Origin of the sequence: Pseudomonas sp. PB101 (assembly GCF_009764265.1) — a bacterium.
In the GTDB taxonomy this organism is placed as follows: Bacteria; Pseudomonadota; Gammaproteobacteria; order Pseudomonadales; family Pseudomonadaceae; genus Aquipseudomonas.
In genome coordinates, this window is record NZ_RWIR01000092.1 from 145,154 (window position 1) to 163,365 (window position 18,212).

Consider the following 18,212-nt stretch of genomic DNA (forward strand, 5'->3'; position numbering starts at 1 on the left):
TTATTAAATCGTGCCAATAATTTTTCCAATGCACCACACTAAAAATAGTGCACCTGAGAGTAATATTACGCTCCGCCACAAAATAACCAGCTTGCACTTTATTGGCTTTGGAAGACTCTCTATGTCCTCAGCACTGATACTGCCGTTTTCGATACCTTCACGTGGTGCTGAGACGTAATGGGCAATGCTGCTGATCATCCTCAACCGCCACCATGGCCCGCCGCGTCGCCAGAAAGCGAGAGCCGTAATTGCTGGGCTGTTTTTTAGGTGCTCGAAAAGTATATCTATCTTGGTGTAAGCCATATGAAGTGCTACTACGATCCAGACGAAAATCAGCAGGAGGATTCCGCCTCCAATAAAACCGAATATCGTCTCCGTTTTGCTCATCTCGTTGCCTCGTAGATAACGTCACCAATCCACTCGCCAACGCCGCTACCTACTACTCCGCCCACCAAGGCCCCTGTTGTTACCGTCACAGCGGTGCACACCCCGGTCCCCAAGCCGCCATTAGTTACCCCGAGTGCAATGCAGAGCCTACCGGTGGCCTTTACCGACAAAACAGCGCCCGCGGCGGCACCTCCCATGATCCCGCCAGAAAAGCTTCCCGCCTCAGTAAACCTGATTCGCTCGCATGCTTCGGCACGCCCTGCAGCACATACCTCCTGAACGTTCGAGACAGATACCCCTCCACCGACAGCAGTACCTAGCCAACCGCCGTATTTAACGTATTTAGAAGCCTTCGCCACACCTTCTAGATGCGTGGCATGACCGGGTATTTGCCCGGAAGGACTGGCATTGCTCCAGTGATAAACCAGGCTTTGACTGGAGATGCCCAGCATATTTTTCAAATTGATGTGGTCGGGAAACCCAATTCCCTTGCGGGTCAGCGTCGTCATATGGCTGTTGAGTTGTGCAAGCAAACGCTGTCGCTCTACAAAAAAGGCCGGCGAGCGCAGATGCCCATCTCTTTGGAGCGTCGTCTGTTGCAAGACTTCAATCTCCCTCAAGGCATTGCCGACGTTATCCAGATTATTTTTGAAAATACTCGCGCCGACGCCAATGGCGCCAGATCCGAAGCCCAAGATCGTCTGAATGGCATCCCGGTGTTGCACCATGAAATCCGCTTCTTCCGGGCTAAGCGTTTCAAGCACCTGATTGGTCCTGGCTGCCACATCCATAAGCAGCGCTTCTTCACGGGTGCACTGGTAGTTATTGGGATCGCTCAGCACGATCAGCGAGCCGGCTTTGACGTCGCGCAGGTTGGGATTGAGCAATTCGAATTTGCCCATCACTGCCGGGTCGCGAAGAGTGAAAAGCGAGGCCTCAAGCTGTTCGCGGGTGGTGCTCTTCGGAACGATGTAGAAGCCCGGCTCTACTAACTCTGCGCTGTTGTCACGCACCGGCACGGGAAGTGTTGGCATCGGCGCAAAGCTGGATGATCGTGACGCTACCGGAGCCCTCGCAGCGACAGGCTCGGCTTGCGCAGTAGCGGTTCGCGTGGTGTGTGGTGCAGCACTGCGCTCGGACTGGTAGCCCGCCGTGTCCTGCGACGGGATAAGCCCGGCTCTGCAAGGACAACTACTGAAGCTATCCAGCGACCCCGCCACCATCCTGCCATTGCTTTTGATGTAGGAAACACCGCCAGCAATCACGTAGATTTTATTGTCTTTGCCGCAGGAAACCCGGTCACCGTCGCGCGCATGGGCGAAGCCAAACATCATGATGTGAGTATCGCCCTCCAGAACTTTGCCGCCGCAGGTGGTCTTGTCGCCCTCACGAATGAAGTATCCCTTTGCCATTTACTGATCTCCCTCTCTACTGGCGCCTCAGTCGTGGGAAGCGCGCTACGTCTAACGATGGATAACGCCGACTCGGGAAGAGCGGGCTAACGCAAAGTACGTGGACGGGGAGGAAACTCAATACGGCCGGGAAAATCAGGAAATTTCTCACGATTAGGACTGAAAAGGACCACGGACACTGGAAGTCCAATGCCCGCTCCTTATATCAAGGGTGCAAAAAAAACGGCCCGCAACCTGAGGCTGCGAGCCGTTCTTTCATCCGCGATGGGATGACCTCAAACGATTACTTGTTCAAGCGGTAATCATTCTCTGCAGCCGCAAAACGCTGGAACATGCCGGCAGTCGGCGTGCCCATTTTGCTGACGAAGTAGATCGCCAGGCTGGCGAAGATGAAGCCTGGGATGATTTCGTACAGGCCCAGCAGTTCGAAGTGTTTCCAGACGATCACGGTGATCGCGCCGACCAGAATACCGGCCAGTGCGCCGTTGCGGGTCATGTCTTTCCAGATCACGGAGATCAGTACGACCGGACCGAACGCGGCACCGAAACCGGCCCAGGCGTAGCTCACCAGGCCCAGTACACGGTTTTCCGGGTTGGAGGCCAGAGCGATGGCGATCAGGGCAACCAGCAGCACCATGGCGCGACCGACCCAGACCAGCTCGACCTGGGAAGCGGATTTACGCAGGAAGGTCTTGTAGAAGTCTTCGGTCAGGGCGCTCGAGCACACCAGCAGCTGGCAGCTCAGGGTGCTCATCACTGCAGCCAGGATGGCCGACAGCAGGATACCCGCGATCCATGGGTTGAACAGGATCTTGGCCAGTTCGATGAACACGCGCTCAGGGTTTTCGGTAACGGCACCGGCCAGCTCTGGATGTGCCGAGAAGTAAGCGATACCGAAGAAGCCCACAGCTACGGTGCCGCCCAGGCACAGGATCATCCAGGTCATGGAGATGCGACGGGCCTTGGCGATCGACTTGACCGAATCGGCAGCCATGAAACGCGCCAGGATGTGCGGCTGGCCGAAGTAGCCCAGACCCCAGCCCATCAGCGAGATGATGCCGATGAAAGTGGTGCCCTTGAGCATGTCGAAGTTGCTTGGATCCTGTGCTTCGATCGCCAGGAACGTGGTGTCTACACCGCCGGTAGCCAGCAGCACGATGATCGGCGTCAGGATCAGCGCGAAGATCATCAGGGTGGCTTGTACGGTATCGGTCCAGCTCACCGCCAGGAATCCACCGATAAAGGTGTAGGCAATCGTCGCCGCAGCACCGGCCCACAGCGCAGTCTCGTAGGACATGCCGAAGGTGCTTTCGAACAGACGGGCACCGGCCACGATGCCGGAAGCGCAGTAGATGGTGAAGAACACCAGGATCACGACCGCGGAGATGATCCGCAGCAGGCCGCTCTTGTCTTCGAAACGGCTGGCGAAGTAGTCCGGCAGGGTCAGCGCATCACCGTTGTGCTCGGTCTGCACACGCAGACGGCCGGCGACGAACAGCCAGTTCAGGTAGGCGCCGACGATCAGGCCGATGGCGATCCAGCTCTCGGACAAGCCGGACATGTAGATGGCGCCGGGCAAGCCCATCAACAACCAGCCGCTCATGTCGGAAGCACCGGCGGACAGTGCAGTCACGACGCTGCCCAGGCTGCGGCCGCCCAGGATGTAGTCGGAAAGGTTGTTGGTGGAGCGATAGGCCATCAGGCCGATCAGCACCATTGCTGCGATGTAGATCACGAACGTGATCAGGGTTGGATTGCTTACGCTCATTAAGTTACGCCCTGGCTTTGTTTTTATGTAGCGGCGGCTGGTGAACCGCTCGCAAACGCATACGTTTGACAGACGATTCGGGGGGCCACGCATTTATGACTGATGTTTCCCCAGGAAAGCCATCAGCCGGAACACCCGGACTTTGTTCGGGTTGCACCTTGGGCGCGAATGCTATTCAACAAAGCAAATAAGGTGCAACCAGTTTCTCGAGAATAAGTTGCACCCAGTCGGAAATAAATTTCAAACCCGGTTTTTTGCTCCTTTTCGGAGCAAGAAAGAGCGCTGACCAACCTAAAAAGCACCAAGCAGAGGCGGCAGCGCCGTACCAGAATTTATTTCCTGACGAGCTGCGTAATATTCCGACAAAAAAAGGGTTGCACCCGGTTGCACCTCAACAGTCGCACGGCTAATCTTGCCGCCAGCTGATGCCACGCAGTCGTGGCAAACATGAGGATAAAAACATGGCTACCACCACCCTTGGGGTCAAACTTGACGACCCGACCCGCGAACGCCTCAAGGCTGCCGCGACCTCGATTGATCGCACGCCGCACTGGCTGATCAAGCAGGCAATCTTCAATTACCTGGAAAAACTCGAGGGTGGTGCAACCCTGACCGAGCTGAGCGGTTTGACCAAGGATTCCGACGACAACGTCGATGCGCCTCTGGATCACGCCCACCAGTGCTTCCTCGAATTCGCCGAAAGCATCCTGCCGCAATCGGTGCTGCGTGCATCGATCACCGCCGCCTACCGTCGCCCTGAGCCGGAAGTCGTGCCGATGCTGATCGAGCAGGCGCGTCTGCCAGCTCCGATGGCCGAAGCCACCAACAAGCTCGCCGCCTCCATCGCGGAAAAACTGCGCAACCAGAAGAGCGCTGGCGGCCGTGCCGGCATCGTCCAGGGCCTGCTGCAGGAGTTCTCCCTGTCGTCCCAGGAAGGCGTGGCGCTGATGTGCCTGGCCGAAGCGCTGCTGCGCATCCCGGACAAAGGCACCCGCGACGCGCTGATCCGCGACAAGATCAGCACTGGCAACTGGCATCCGCACCTGGGCAACAGCCCGTCGCTGTTCGTCAACGCCGCCACCTGGGGCCTGCTGCTGACCGGCAAGCTGGTGTCCACGCACAACGAAGCCGGCCTGACTTCCTCCCTGAGCCGCATCATCGGCAAGAGCGGCGAGCCGATGATCCGCAAGGGCGTCGACATGGCCATGCGCCTGATGGGCGAGCAGTTCGTCACCGGCGAAACCATCGCCGAAGCCCTGGCCAATGCGAGCAAGTTCGAAGCCAAGGGTTTCCGTTATTCCTACGACATGCTGGGTGAAGCCGCACTCACCGAGCACGACGCGCAGAAGTACCTGGCCTCGTACGAACAAGCCATCCACTCGATCGGCAAAGCCTCCCACGGTCGCGGGATTTATGAAGGCCCGGGCATTTCGATCAAGCTGTCGGCCCTGCACCCGCGCTACAGCCGCGCCCAGTACGAGCGCGTGATGGACGAACTGTACCCGCGCCTGCTGTCGCTGACCCTGCTGGCCAAGCAATACGACATCGGCCTGAACATCGACGCCGAAGAAGCCGACCGCCTCGAGCTGTCGCTGGATCTGCTCGAGCGCCTGTGCTTCGAGCCGCAACTGACCGGCTGGAACGGCATCGGCTTCGTCATCCAGGCTTACCAGAAGCGTTGCCCGTACGTGATCGACTACGTGATCGACCTGGCTCGCCGCAGCCGTCATCGCCTGATGATCCGCCTGGTGAAAGGCGCGTACTGGGACAGCGAGATCAAGCGCGCCCAGGTCGAAGGTCTGGAAGGCTACCCGGTCTACACCCGCAAGGTGTACACCGACGTTTCCTACATCGCTTGCGCCCGCAAGCTGCTGTCGGTACCGGAAGTCATCTACCCGCAGTTCGCCACGCACAACGCCCACACCCTGTCGGCCATTTATCACATCGCCGGTCAGAACTATTACCCGGGTCAGTACGAGTTCCAGTGCCTGCACGGCATGGGCGAGCCGCTGTACGAACAGGTTGTAGGCAAAGTTTCCGAAGGCAAGCTGAACCGTCCGTGCCGCGTGTACGCTCCGGTCGGCACCCACGAAACCCTGCTGGCGTATCTGGTTCGTCGCCTGCTGGAAAACGGCGCGAACACCTCGTTCGTCAACCGCATCGCCGACCAGTCGATTTCGATCCAGGAATTGGTGGCCGATCCAGTTGCTCAGATCGAGCAGATGGCGACCGTGGAAGGTGGTTTCGGCCTGCCGCACCCGCGCATTCCGCTGCCGCGTGACCTGTACGGTTCGGAACGCGCCAACTCCAGCGGCATCGACATGGCCAACGAACATCGCCTGGCTTCGCTGTCTTGCGCACTGCTCGCTACCGCACACAACCACTGGAAAGCGGCGCCGATGCTCGGTTGCGCCTCCAGCAACGAAGCGCCGGCACCGGTGCTGAACCCGTCCGACCTGCGTGACGTGGTCGGCCATGTACAGGAAGCCACCGTCGAAGACGTCGACAACGCGATCCAGTGCGCCTTGAACGCTGCACCGATCTGGCAGGCCACCCCGCCCGCCGAGCGCGCCGCGATCCTGGAACGTGCTGCTGACTTGATGGAAGCCGAGATCCAGCCGCTGATGGGCCTGCTGGCTCGCGAAGCCGGCAAGACCTTCGCCAATGCCATCGCCGAAGTGCGTGAAGCCGTGGACTTCCTGCGTTATTACGCAGTGCAGGCACGCAACGATTTCACCAACGACGCCCACCGTCCGCTGGGTCCAGTGGTGTGCATCAGCCCGTGGAACTTCCCGCTGGCAATCTTCAGTGGCCAGGTGGCTGCCGCACTGGCTGCCGGTAACCCGGTATTGGCCAAGCCTGCGGAACAGACTCCGCTGGTTGCCGCCCAAGCCGTGCGCCTGCTGCTCGAAGCCGGGATTCCGGAAGGCGTGCTGCAACTGCTGCCGGGCCGTGGCGAAACCGTCGGTGCCGGCCTGGTGGGCGACGATCGCGTCAAAGGCGTGATGTTCACCGGTTCCACCGAAGTCGCGCGCTTGCTGCAACGCAACATCGCCGGTCGCCTGGATAGCCAGGGTCGTCCGATCCCGCTGATCGCCGAAACCGGTGGCCAGAACGCAATGATCGTCGACTCTTCGGCACTGACCGAACAGGTGGTGATCGACGTGGTTTCGTCGGCCTTCGACAGCGCCGGCCAGCGTTGCTCGGCCCTGCGCGTCCTGTGCCTGCAGGAAGATTCCGCCGACCGCGTCATCGAAATGCTCAAGGGCGCGATGGCTGAAAGCCGTCTGGGCAACCCTGAGCGCCTGTCCGTGGACATCGGCCCGGTGATCGACGCCGAAGCGAAAGCCGGCATCGAGAAACACATCCAGGCCATGCGCGACAAAGGTCGCAGCGTGTACCAGGTGGCCATCGCCGACGCCGAAGAAGTCAAACGCGGTACCTTCGTGATGCCGACGCTGATCGAACTGGAAAGCTTCGACGAGCTGCAGCGTGAAATCTTCGGCCCGGTCCTGCACGTGGTTCGTTACAAGCGCAAGGACATCGATCAACTGATCGGCCAGATCAACGCTTCCGGCTATGGCCTGACCCTGGGCGTGCACACCCGCATCGACGAGACCATCGCCAAGGTGATCGACAACGTCAATGCCGGTAACGTCTATGTAAACCGCAACATCGTCGGTGCCGTGGTCGGCGTGCAGCCGTTCGGCGGCGAAGGCCTGTCGGGTACCGGCCCGAAAGCCGGTGGTCCGCTGTACCTGTACCGCCTGCTGTCGACTCGCCCTACCGATGCCATCGAACAATCCTTCGCTCGCGGTGATGCTGCCGTGGCACCGGACGTTCGTCTGCGCGAAGCCATGAGCAAGCCGCTGACCGCCCTGAAAGCCTGGGCCGACAGCAACAAGTTCGCCGACCTGAGCACATTGTGCGTGCAGTTCGCCGCGCAATCGCAAAGCGGTATCACCCGCGTACTGGCCGGCCCGACTGGCGAGCGCAACAGCTATGCGATCCTGCCGCGCGAGCACGTACTGTGCCTGGCCGAAGTCGAAGGCGATCTGCTGACCCAGCTGGCTGCGGTACTGGCGGTTGGCGGTTCTGCGGTCTGGCCTGAAGGCGAGCTGACCAAGGCGCTGTTCGCACGTCTGCCGAAGGATATTCAGGCGCGCATCAAGCTGGTTGCCGACTGGAACAAGGACGAAGTGGTGTTTGATGCGGTTCTGCATCACGGCCATTCCGACCAGTTGCGTGCGGTGTGCCAGCAGGTTGCCAAGCGTGCCGGCGCCATCGTTGGCGTGCAGGGTCTGTCGCAAGGCGAATCCAACATTGCGTTGGAGCGTTTGGTGATCGAGCGGGCGTTGAGCGTTAATACCGCTGCGGCGGGTGGTAATGCGAGCCTGATGACCATCGGCTAAACCCGATAAGCCGGACACCGCATAGGTGTCCTGGTCAGCAAAAAAACCTGTGGGAGCTGGCTTGCCAGCGATAGCGATGTGTCAGTCACCCTCAATGTTGACTGATCTGCCGCCATCGCTGGCAAGCCAGCTCCCACAGTGTTTTGGGGTGTTTGCTAAGTCGGCGCTCGGCTCCAACATCACGCTTATCAATCATCCTGTTCAGGCTTTATCAGCAAGCCTAGACTCGGCCCACTCCAACAAAAGGTAGGCCGCCATGTCCGAGACGTTGCTCAGTTCCCGCAATCTGGCTTTCGAGCTGTATGAAGTCCTCGATGCCGAGGGCCTGACCCAGCGTGAGCGTTTTGCCGAGCACAACCGCGAAACCTTCGATGCCGCCATCGGTACCGCTCGCAGCATCGCCGAGAAATTCTTCGCCCCGCACAACCGCAAGGGCGACGAGAACGAGCCGCGCTACGAGAACGGTCAGGCGATTCTGATTCCGGAAGTGAAACCGGCGGTGGATGCCTTCCTCGAAGCCGGCTTCCTCAACGCCGCGCGCAGTTTCGACGCTGGCGGCATGCAGCTTCCTACCCTGCTTTCCCAAGCCTGCTTTTCGCACTTCCAGTCGGCCAACGCCGCTTCGACCTCTTATCCGTTCCTGACCATGGGCGCGGCCAACCTGATCGAAAGCTTCGGCACCGACGAGCAGAAGCAGCGCTTCCTGCAACCGATGATCGACGGCCGCTTCTTCGGCACCATGGCCCTGACCGAACCGCACGCGGGCTCCTCCCTGTCGGATATTCGTACCCGCGCCGAGCCGGCATCCGACGGTACCTATCGCCTCAAGGGCAACAAGATTTTCATTTCCGGTGGCGATCACTCGCTGTCGGAAAACATCGTGCACATGGTGCTGGCCAAGCTGCCGGACGCGCCGGCCGGGGTGAAGGGCATTTCGCTGTTCATCGTGCCCAAGTTCCTGGTCAACGATGACGGCAGCCTGGGCCAGCGCAACGATGTGTTGCTGGCCGGGCTGTTCCACAAGATGGGCTGGCGCGGCACCACGTCCACCGCGCTGAATTTCGGCGATAACGGTGAGTGTGTTGGCTATCTGGTGGGCAAGCCGCACCAGGGCTTGAGCTACATGTTCCAGATGATGAACGAAGCGCGGATCGGCGTCGGCATGGGCGCGGTGATGCTCGGCTATGCCGGCTACCTGTACTCGCTGGAGTACGCTCGCGAACGCCCGCAGGGCCGCGTGCCGGACAGCAAGGACCCGACCACCGCCCCGGTGGCGATCATCAACCACGCCGACGTCAAACGCATGCTGCTGACGCAGAAGGCCTACGTCGAAGGCTCGTTCGACCTCGGCCTGTACGCGGCGCGGCTATTCGATGACACCACGACGCTGGCGACCGAAGCCGAGCGCAAACAGGCGCACGAGCTGCTGGATTTGCTGACGCCGATCGTCAAATCCTGGCCATCGGAGTTCTGCCTGAAGGCCAACGAACTGGCGATCCAGATCCTCGGCGGCCACGGCTACACCCGCGAATACCCGGTGGAGCAGTACTACCGCGACAACCGCCTGAACCCGATCCACGAAGGCACCCACGGCATTCAGTCGCTGGACCTGCTGGGGCGCAAACTGGCGCAGAACGGTGGCGCTGGGCTCAAGCAATTGATCCGCCTGATCGCCGACACCGCCGAACGTGCCCAGGCATTCGAGTCGCTGACGCCACTGCGCGAGCCGCTGGAAAAACTGGTGGCGCGCCTGCAGACCGTGACCATCGGCCTGCTGACCGACCTGGCCCAAGGCAAGGTCAACAGCAGCCTGGCGAACTCGGCGCTGTACCTGAAAGTGTTCGGCCACACGGTGATCGGCTGGCGCTGGCTGGAACAGGCGATCCGCGCCGAGGAAGGGTTGGCCAAGGGCAATGCGGCGGATGTGAGCTTCTATAAGGGCAAGTTGCAGGCGGCGCGGTACTTCCTGACGTGGGAAGTGCCTGGGTGTCACCATGAGCTGACATTATTGGAAGCTCGGGATGATGTTTGCCTGACGATGCAGGATGAGTGGTTCTGATCCTGATCCTGTTTAGCTGCTGAGATCCAATCGTCGGATCGCCGCCCGGAGCAAGCCCGCTCCCACAGGTTTTTGTATTGGACACATAACTTGTGAACAACAGAAATTCCTGTGGGAGCGGGCTTGCCCGCGATGGCGTCAGCACAATCAACACATCAGCTCAACTTGAACCCACCCACCTGCCGCGCCAGATCATCCGCCAACCGCTGCAACGTCTGACAGTCATCCCGGCAGGCCCTGACCTCCCCCGCCGTCTCCCGGGCCAGATCGGAAATGCCCTGCACATTGCGATTGATTTCCTCGGTCACCGCCGATTGCTCTTCCGTCGCCGTCGCCACCTGATGGTTCATGTCGCTGATGCGCTCCACCTGCCCGGTAATGGCGGTCAACGAGGTGCCGGTACGCTGGCTCGACTCGACACCCGTGCCCGTCGCGGCTTGCCCGGAATGCATCGACGACACCGCGTTTTCCGCGCCTTGCTTGAGGCTGCCGATCATCTGCTGGATTTCATCGGTGGAAGCCTGAGTACGTCGGGCTAAAGTGCGAACCTCATCGGCCACCACGGCAAACCCGCGCCCCATATCCCCGGCCCGCGCTGCTTCGATGGCGGCATTGAGCGCCAGCAGGTTGGTCTGCTCGGAGATCCCGCGAATCACTGCCAGCACCTGATCGATGGACGCCACTTGATGGGCCAGTTCACCCACCGCCGTTGCCGCGACGCCGATTTCCCGGGACATGTTTTCAATGTGACGGATCGATCCACCCACCACTTCCCGTGCCTGCATTGCCTCATCACGGGCGGTTTGTGATGCGAACGCCGCATTGCCGGCGTTCTGCGCGATGTCCTGCACGGTCAGGCCCATTTCGTGAACAGCGGTGGCGACCATGTCGGTCATTTCCTGCTGACGACCGGAGCGCTCGGCGGTGTTGTCCACCACCCGCGCCACTTGGCCGACAGCAGTGCGCAAGCGTTCACTGGTGGTCAGCACTTCGCCGATCATGTCGCGCTGGCTGTCGAGGAATCGATTGAAGCCACGGGCCAGATCGCCCAACTCATCGGCGCGGCTGGAATCCAGCCGATGGGTCAAATCTCCACCGCCGCTACCGATTGCTACCAATGCCGCTGTTACCTGACGAATCGGTCGTACCAGGCCACGGGCCAGCAGCACCACCAGCAACAGGCACACCAGCGCTACTGCCAGGCCGATGCCGCTGCTCATCCACATGGCGCGGCGGGCTTCGGCGTAGATCTGCGATTGCGGCACTTCGGCCACCAGGGTCCAGCCGAGATCGCGCAGCGGCAAACTCAAGGCGAGGAAGTCTTCACCGTCGCGCTGGAAGCCGTTAGTGGTGGCGGCTTTTTGACTCATCACCGCTTGAGCCGCCGTAGCGCCGATCTGCTCGGTCAAGGTGCGCTTGCCGCTGAATTGCGCTTCGGGATGGACCTGGATCAAACCGTCGGAACGCACGAGATAGACCTTGCCGCGCTCCCCGAAGCTGAAGTTGTGAATTAGCTCCGACAGCTCTTTCATGCTCAGGCCAAGCCCGGCAACACCCACGACCTTGCCGGCCTGCTCGACTTTGAAGTCGATGAAAAGCGCCAATTCTCCGGTGGCCGTGTCGTTATCGATATTGAGGGTGCGCGGCTGGTTGCTGTCGAGAAACGAGTAGAACCAGACGTCTTTCGGATTGGATCGACTGAGGGTCCGGTCCAGGCCTTTTTCGTTGAAGTAATGATTGGACGCCGTGCCGGCAATAATCGCGGTAAAGGCTTTGTGCTCGGCGCGCACGCCTTCGAGATAGGTCGTGAAGGTGCCGGCCTGCGCACCGTCCTCACCCTGCGCCAGCCAGTCGCGCACCATGCTGTTGCTGGCGATGTCCTTGGCGGCGGTGAGGGGCTGGACAAGGATCCGCTCGATGTCGTTGCGCATCGCTTCGATGCTCGACGGCAAGGCTTGCTCGACCAGATAGCTCTGGGCGAGACGATTGACCACCAGGGTATAAATGCCAACCACGATCAGGATACTGACGAGCAGAGCGGTGCCCATGCTCAGGATCAATTGCCATTGGATACTGCGTCGCCAGAACTGCATGGAGCACCCCCAAAGAATAAGAGGCTGAAACACTGCAACAGCCGTGCCGATTGTATACAAACCAACCGACAATCTATTCTTTGGTTGTGCGCAAAGCCGATCAGGCCTGATTGATCGTCTTGGAGATCACTTCAACCGTGGCGCTGACTTGCTCTTGGTAACGGTCGAGTTCGAGCTTGTGCTGCTTTTGCATTTCGATCTGCTGGGAGCACAGATTCATCGCCGCCAGCACCAACAGGCGGTCACCGATCAGCGTCGGGTACTTCCTCTTGGTTTCGGCCAGGGCTGCCTTCAACATCATCGCGGCGTCCAGCAGGGTCTGCTCTTCCCCGGCCGGTGCCTTGATCGAATAGTCCTCCCCCAGGATCGAGACGACTTTTACCCCTGCGGCGTTGTAACTCATGCGCTGACAGGGCCTGCGCTGACGCGCTCAACCAGGGCCTGGATGCGAGCCGCCGTGGCGCCTTGCTTCTCTTCGTGTTCCATCAGGCTCAGTTGCAGGCTTTCGTTTTCATCCTTGGCCTGGGCCAGTTCCGCGGTCAGGCTCTGGTTCTGTTGCACCAGGTCACTGACCAGTTGTTCCAATTGACTGAGGGATGCTTCCAACATTTTGATTTTCCGGGCTTTTTCAAAGGGCGCGTACGATAAAGAAAAGTCACCGCGTATGCCAGGGTTATACAGGCGCAAAGCCTTGATTTTGCTGACGAGTGACCTTTCTCGCGAACTGTAGAGACTGTGATTGCCCGATCTGGTTCCTGCACTTCGTCGCCATGGCGTTTGTGCGGTCCCTTTCCCTGCGCAAGCGACAAAAGCTTTTTGACAGCATCACATTTCAACAGGTTAGAATCGCTGGCACGCAGACTGCATGGTCAGTTTGCGCCCGCCTTTCAGCTTTCTGGAGTACTGCCTTTGAATGCGACGACCATCAACAGCCTGTTCTTGATCGGCGCGTTGCTGGTAGGTGCAAGCATTCTGGTGAGCTCACTTTCGTCGCGCCTCGGCATCCCGATCCTGGTGATCATCCTGGCCGTCGGCATGGCGGCCGGCGTCGATGGCGGCGGCATTATTTTCGACAACTACCCCACGGCTTATCTGGTCGGCAACCTGGCACTGGCAGTGATCCTGCTCGACGGCGGCTTGCGCACCCGGGTCTCGAGTTTTCGCGTGGCGTTATGGCCCGCACTCTCGCTGGCCACGGTCGGGGTATTGATTACCACCGGACTGACCGGCATGGCAGCCGCCTGGCTGTTCAACCTGAACCTGATCCAGGGCCTGCTGATCGGCGCCATCGTCGGCTCCACCGACGCCGCGGCGGTGTTCTCGCTATTGGGCGGCAAAGGCCTGAACGAGCGGGTCACCGCCAGCCTTGAAATCGAATCCGGCAGCAACGACCCGATGGCGGTGTTCCTCACCGTCACCCTGATCGACATGCTCGCCAGCGGCCAGACCGGCCTGCACTGGAGCTTGCTGACCCACCTGCTGCGCGAATTCGGCATCGGTGGCGTCATTGGCCTGGGCGGCGGCTGGCTGATGCTGCAACTGGTCAACCGCATCAACCTGGCCACCGGTTTGTATCCGATCCTGGTCATCGCCGGCGGCCTGGTGGTGTTTGCCCTAACCAACGCCCTGCATGGCAGCGGCTTCCTTGCCGTGTACCTCTGCGGTCTGGTGATCGGCAACCGTCCGGTGCGCAGCCGCCACGGCATCCTGCACATGCTCGACGGCATGGCCTGGCTGGCGCAGATCGGCATGTTCCTGGTGCTGGGCCTGCTGGTGACGCCTCACGACCTGCTGCCCATTGCCTTGCCGGCACTGGCACTGGCGCTGTGGATGATTCTGTTTGCCCGGCCACTGTCTGTAGTGGTTGGCCTGCTGCCGTTCAAGGCGTTCCATGGGCGCGAGAAAGCGTTCATTTCCTGGGTCGGCCTGCGCGGCGCGGTCCCGATCATCCTGGCGGTGTTCCCGCTGATGGCCGGCCTGCCCAACGCCCAGCTGTACTTCAATCTCGCCTTCTTTATCGTGCTGGTGTCGCTGCTGGTTCAGGGCACGAGCCTGCCGTGGGTCGCCAAGCTGTTGAAGGTGACGGTACCGCCGGAGCCTGCGCCGATCTCCCGCTCGGCCCTGGAAGTGCACGTCACCAGCGAGTGGGAGCTGTTCGTTTATCGCCTCGGCGCGGAAAAATGGTGCATCGGTTCGCCCCTGCGCGAGCTGAAAATGCCCGAAGGCACCCGTATCGCCGCCCTGTTTCGTGGTCAACAATTGCTCCATCCGTCGGGTAGTACGGTGCTGGAAGTCGATGATTTGCTGTGTGTTATCGGCCATGAACACAACCTGCCGGCCCTCGGAAAACTCTTCAGCCAGGCGCCGCAACGAGGCCTCGACCTGCGCTTTTTCGGCGACTTCGTACTCGAAGGAGACGCCCAACTGGCCGCGGTTGCGGCCCTCTATGGCCTGAAGGTCGAAGGCATCGATCCGGACATGTCCCTGGGCCGCTTCATTGCCCAGAAAGTCGGTGGCGCACCGGTGGTGGGTGACCAGGTGGAATGGAACAACACCATCTGGACGGTTGCAGTCATGGACGGGAACAAGATCGGCAAAGTGGGCGTCAGATTCCCCGAAGGAAGTCGCCCGGGTCCCGGACTCTTCCTCTAAACTGCTTCCACTATCATTTGCTTGACCGGTCTTTATGCCTAACCTGCGCTCCATTTTCGCCATCGCCCTGTTGGGCTTGAGTCTCTCTGTCGGCACCGTTGGTTTATCGCAAGCGGCCGAACCGCCCTCCAGCGAAGCCGTGCAGGCGAGCCTGGACAAGATCGCCGACCGCAAACTGCCGGAAGCCGATCAGAAGGCCCTGCAGAGTGTTCTGCAAAACACGTTGACCCAACTCGACAACAAACGTGACTACGAGCAGAAGCTGGCCGACCTCAAGCAAACGCTGAGCTCTGCGCCCAAGATGACGCTCGAGAACCAGCGGGAATTGACTCGCCTCAAGGCCAGTGCCGTGGTGCCGGTGGCGCAGCGCTTCGCCAAGGAACCGATCCAGCAGCTTGAACAAGTGCTGACCGATCGCTCCACCCAGCAAAGCGATCTGCAAAAAGCCCTGGCCGATGCCAACAGCCTGATCATCACCGCCCAGACCCGCCCCGAGCGCGCCCAGGCGGAGATATCCAGCAGCCAGACGCGCATTCAGCAGATCAACAACATCCTCAAGAACGGCAAGGACGCCGGCAAGACCTTGAGCGCGGAGCAGCGTGACCTGCTCAATGCCGAGCTTGCGGCACTGAACGCACTGATTCCGCTGCGCCGCCAGGAACTGGCCGGCAATACCCAATTGCAGGATCTCGGCAACAGCCAGCATGACCTGCTGTCGGAGCGCTCCGACCGCCTGGACCGGGAAATCCAGGAACTGCAAACCCTGATCAACCAGAAGCGTCTGGCGTTGTCCCAGGAAACGGTCACCCAGCAATCCATCGAAGCGCAGAAGGCCGGCGGCAGCAGCCTGCTGGCCACCGAGAGCGCGGCCAACCTGAAGCTCTCGGACTACCTGCTCAAGAGCACCGACCGCCTCAACGAAGTCACCCAGCAGAACCTGCAGACAAAGCAACAGCTGGACAGCCTGACCCAGAGTGATTCAGCGCTGGACGAGCAAATCAACGTGCTCAAAGGCAGCCTGCTGCTCTCGAAGATTCTCTACAAACAGAAGCAGGCCCTGCCGCGCCTAAAGGTAGACCGCAACCTGGCCGACCAGATCGCCGACATTCGCCTGTATCAGTTCGAAGTCAGCCAGCAACGGGAACTGCTCAGCAATCCGGTCACCTACGTCGAAAACCTGCTGTCGACCCAGCCGCCCGAGCAAGTCACGCCGCAGTTGCGCAAAAGCCTGATGGAACTGGCCACCACCCGCGCCGACCTGCTGGAGCGCCTCAACCGCGAACTGAGCGCGGTGCTCAATGAATCCATCACCCTGCAACTGAACCAGAAGCAACTGCTGAGCACGGCGCAAAGCCTGCGGGCGACGCTCGATGAGCAGATGTTCTGGATTCCGAGCAACAAGCCGCTGGACCTCGAATGGTTTCGCAGCGTGCCGGATCGCCTGGAGCGTCAAATCGATTCACTGCCGGTACTTTCCAGCCTGAGTGAACTGAACGACGGCCTGACCCAGCGTCCGCTGCTGTTCCTGCCGCTCGCGCTGCTGATCGGCGCACTGCTGTGGCGCCGCAAGCATCTGTACGCGCGACTGAACAAGGTTCACCAGGACATCGGTCACTTCAAACGCGATAGCCAGTGGCACACGCCGCAAGCGATCCTGGTCAATATTCTGCTGGCGATGCCGGTTTCCCTGGGCCTGGCATTGTGCGGGCTGGCCCTGCAAATCGACGCCCGCGGGCAGAACGCCAACATGGGCGCGGCGCTGCTGCAAATGGCCGGGGCCTGGCTGGTGTTCTACACCGCCTACCGGATCCTCGCGCCGGGTGGCGTGGCGGAACTGCATTTCCGCTGGGAAAAACCCCAGGTGGAATTCCTGCGCAGATGGATCCGCCGCCTCGGCATCGTGGTAATGGCATTGGTGACCGTGGTCGCCGTTGCCGAACTGCAACCGGCGGCGCTGGCCGATGACGTGATCGGCATGCCGGTGGTGCTCACCTGCTACGCCTTGATGACCCTGCTGCTCAGCCGCTTGCTGATCAGCAGCCCGACCCACGAGAACGCCTCGCTGTTCCGCAAGCTCGTGGGCATCCTGTTCACCGCCCTGCCCGTCGCGCTGTTCGTGGCGGTGTGCTTCGGCTACTACTACACCGCGCTGAAGCTCAGCGACCGCTTGATCAACACCCTGTACCTGCTGATGTTCTGGCTGGTGATCGAAGCCACCTTCGTACGCGGTCTCAGCGTGGCGGCCCGGCGCCTGGCCTACCAGCGCGCCCTGGCCAAACGCCTGGCCGCCAAAGAGGCCGGCGATGGCGAGGCGGTGATCGAAGAACCGACGCTGGACATCGAAAAGGTCAACGAACAGTCCTTGCGCCTGATCCGCCTGGCCCTGCTCGGCGGCTTCATCGCGGCACTGTATTGGGTCTGGGCCGACCTGATCACGGTGTTCTCGTACCTGGACAACGTCACCCTCTACGAATACACCAGCGGTACCGGCGCCAACATGAGCATGGTGCCGATCAGCATCGGCGACATGCTCGGCGCGCTGATCATCATCGGCATCACCTTTGCCCTGGCGCGCAACCTGCCGGGTCTGCTCGAAGTGTTTGTGCTGTCCAAGCTCAACCTGGCCCAGGGCAGCGCCTACGCGACCACCACGTTGCTCTCGTACGTGATCGCCGGCGTCGGTTTCGTCTCGACCCTGTCGACCCTGGGCGTGAGTTGGGACAAGTTGCAGTGGCTGGTGGCGGCCTTGTCGGTCGGCCTCGGCTTCGGCATGCAAGAGATTTTCGCCAACTTCATCTCCGGCATCATGATCCTGTTCGAACGTCCGGTGCGGATCGGTGACACCATCACCATCGGCAACCTGTCGGGCACCGTGAGCAAGATTCGCATCCGTGCCACGACCATCACCGACTTCGACCGCAAGGACATCATCGTCCCGAACAAGACGTTCATTACCGGGCAACTGATCAACTGGTCGCTGACCGACACCATCACCCGGGTGACCCTCAAGCTCGGCGTCGACTACGGCTCGGACCTGGATCTGGTCAAAGAACTGTTGCTCAAGGCGGCACGCGATAACCCGCGCGTCCTGAAAGATCCGGAGCCGCATGTGTACTTCCTGAACTTCGGCGAAAGCACCCTCGACCACGAGTTGCGCATGCACGTGCGCGACCTCGGCGACCGTAACCCGGTGCTCGACGAGGTCAACCGCTTCATCAACCGCGAGTTCAAGAAGCAGCACATCAATATCTCGTTCCGGCAGATGGAGGTTTACCTCAAGAACCTGCACGGCCAGGAGTACAAGATGGTGCCGATCGAACCGGAAACGAAAACCATCGTGCCGATCGTCGACGGCAAGCCGGCGCAAGAACCGCCCGCCGCCAAACTCGACTAACCGGCCTTTCCCCAGCAGAATGCTCGGACATTCTG

The 18,212-nt window shown here is 60.5% G+C and carries 10 protein-coding genes and 1 pseudogene; 4 read left to right on the forward strand and 7 right to left on the reverse strand.

Annotation, left to right across the window (positions count from 1 at the left end; all coding sequences use genetic code 11):
• Positions 1-3: 3 nt before the first annotated feature.
• The 3 genes from EI969_RS28125 to putP form a co-directional block, all read right to left on the reverse strand.
• Positions 4-387 carry a hypothetical protein gene (locus EI969_RS28125; RefSeq protein ID WP_160390576.1) on the reverse strand — a complete coding sequence of 128 codons (384 nt, stop codon included), beginning with the start codon at positions 385-387 and terminating at the stop codon, positions 4-6.
• On the reverse strand, positions 384-1,799 hold the full coding sequence (locus EI969_RS28130; RefSeq protein WP_160390577.1) for a PAAR domain-containing protein: 1,416 nt from the start codon (positions 1,797-1,799) through the stop codon (positions 384-386). The genes EI969_RS28125 and EI969_RS28130 overlap by 4 nt, the downstream gene beginning before the upstream one ends.
• A gap of 283 nt (positions 1,800-2,082) precedes the next feature.
• Positions 2,083-3,567 carry a sodium/proline symporter PutP gene (putP, locus tag EI969_RS28135; RefSeq protein ID WP_160390578.1) on the reverse strand — a complete coding sequence of 495 codons (1,485 nt, stop codon included), beginning with the start codon at positions 3,565-3,567 and terminating at the stop codon, positions 2,083-2,085.
• 461 nt (positions 3,568-4,028) lie between these two features.
• Between putP and putA the strand changes: the two genes are divergently transcribed.
• Complete coding sequence (gene putA / locus EI969_RS28140; RefSeq protein WP_160390579.1) at positions 4,029-7,979, forward strand: trifunctional transcriptional regulator/proline dehydrogenase/L-glutamate gamma-semialdehyde dehydrogenase; 3,951 nt, start codon at positions 4,029-4,031, stop codon at positions 7,977-7,979.
• 256 nt (positions 7,980-8,235) lie between these two features.
• Positions 8,236-10,038 (forward strand): acyl-CoA dehydrogenase, encoded by a 1,803-nt coding sequence (locus EI969_RS28145; protein ID WP_160390580.1) that lies wholly within the window; start codon positions 8,236-8,238, stop codon positions 10,036-10,038.
• A 155-nt stretch (positions 10,039-10,193) separates the two neighbouring features.
• Here EI969_RS28145 and EI969_RS31115 read toward each other — a convergent pair whose 3' ends face one another.
• The 4 genes and pseudogenes from EI969_RS31115 to EI969_RS28160 form a co-directional block, all read right to left on the reverse strand.
• Positions 10,194-11,039: a methyl-accepting chemotaxis protein gene (locus EI969_RS31115; protein WP_371926041.1), complete on the reverse strand. Its 846-nt coding sequence runs from the start codon at positions 11,037-11,039 to the stop codon at positions 10,194-10,196.
• A gap of 18 nt (positions 11,040-11,057) precedes the next feature.
• Positions 11,058-12,131, reverse strand: a pseudogene (locus EI969_RS31120) (cache domain-containing protein); the annotation flags it as partial.
• A gap of 100 nt (positions 12,132-12,231) precedes the next feature.
• A complete protein-coding gene (locus tag EI969_RS28155) occupies positions 12,232-12,534 on the reverse strand; it encodes a cell division protein ZapA (protein ID WP_007981180.1) in 303 nt (100 codons plus the stop codon).
• Positions 12,531-12,740 carry a hypothetical protein gene (locus tag EI969_RS28160; RefSeq protein WP_110662666.1) on the reverse strand — a complete coding sequence of 70 codons (210 nt, stop codon included), beginning with the start codon at positions 12,738-12,740 and terminating at the stop codon, positions 12,531-12,533. The genes EI969_RS28155 and EI969_RS28160 overlap by 4 nt, the downstream gene beginning before the upstream one ends.
• 300 nt (positions 12,741-13,040) lie before the next feature.
• Here EI969_RS28160 and EI969_RS28165 point away from each other — a divergent pair, with 300 nt between their 5' ends.
• Positions 13,041-14,783, forward strand: coding sequence for a potassium/proton antiporter (locus tag EI969_RS28165; RefSeq protein ID WP_160390582.1), 1,743 nt, complete (start codon positions 13,041-13,043; stop codon positions 14,781-14,783).
• A gap of 34 nt (positions 14,784-14,817) precedes the next feature.
• Positions 14,818-18,177 (forward strand): mechanosensitive channel MscK, encoded by a 3,360-nt coding sequence (gene mscK, locus EI969_RS28170; protein WP_160390583.1) that lies wholly within the window; start codon positions 14,818-14,820, stop codon positions 18,175-18,177.
• Positions 18,178-18,212 lie beyond the last annotated feature (35 nt).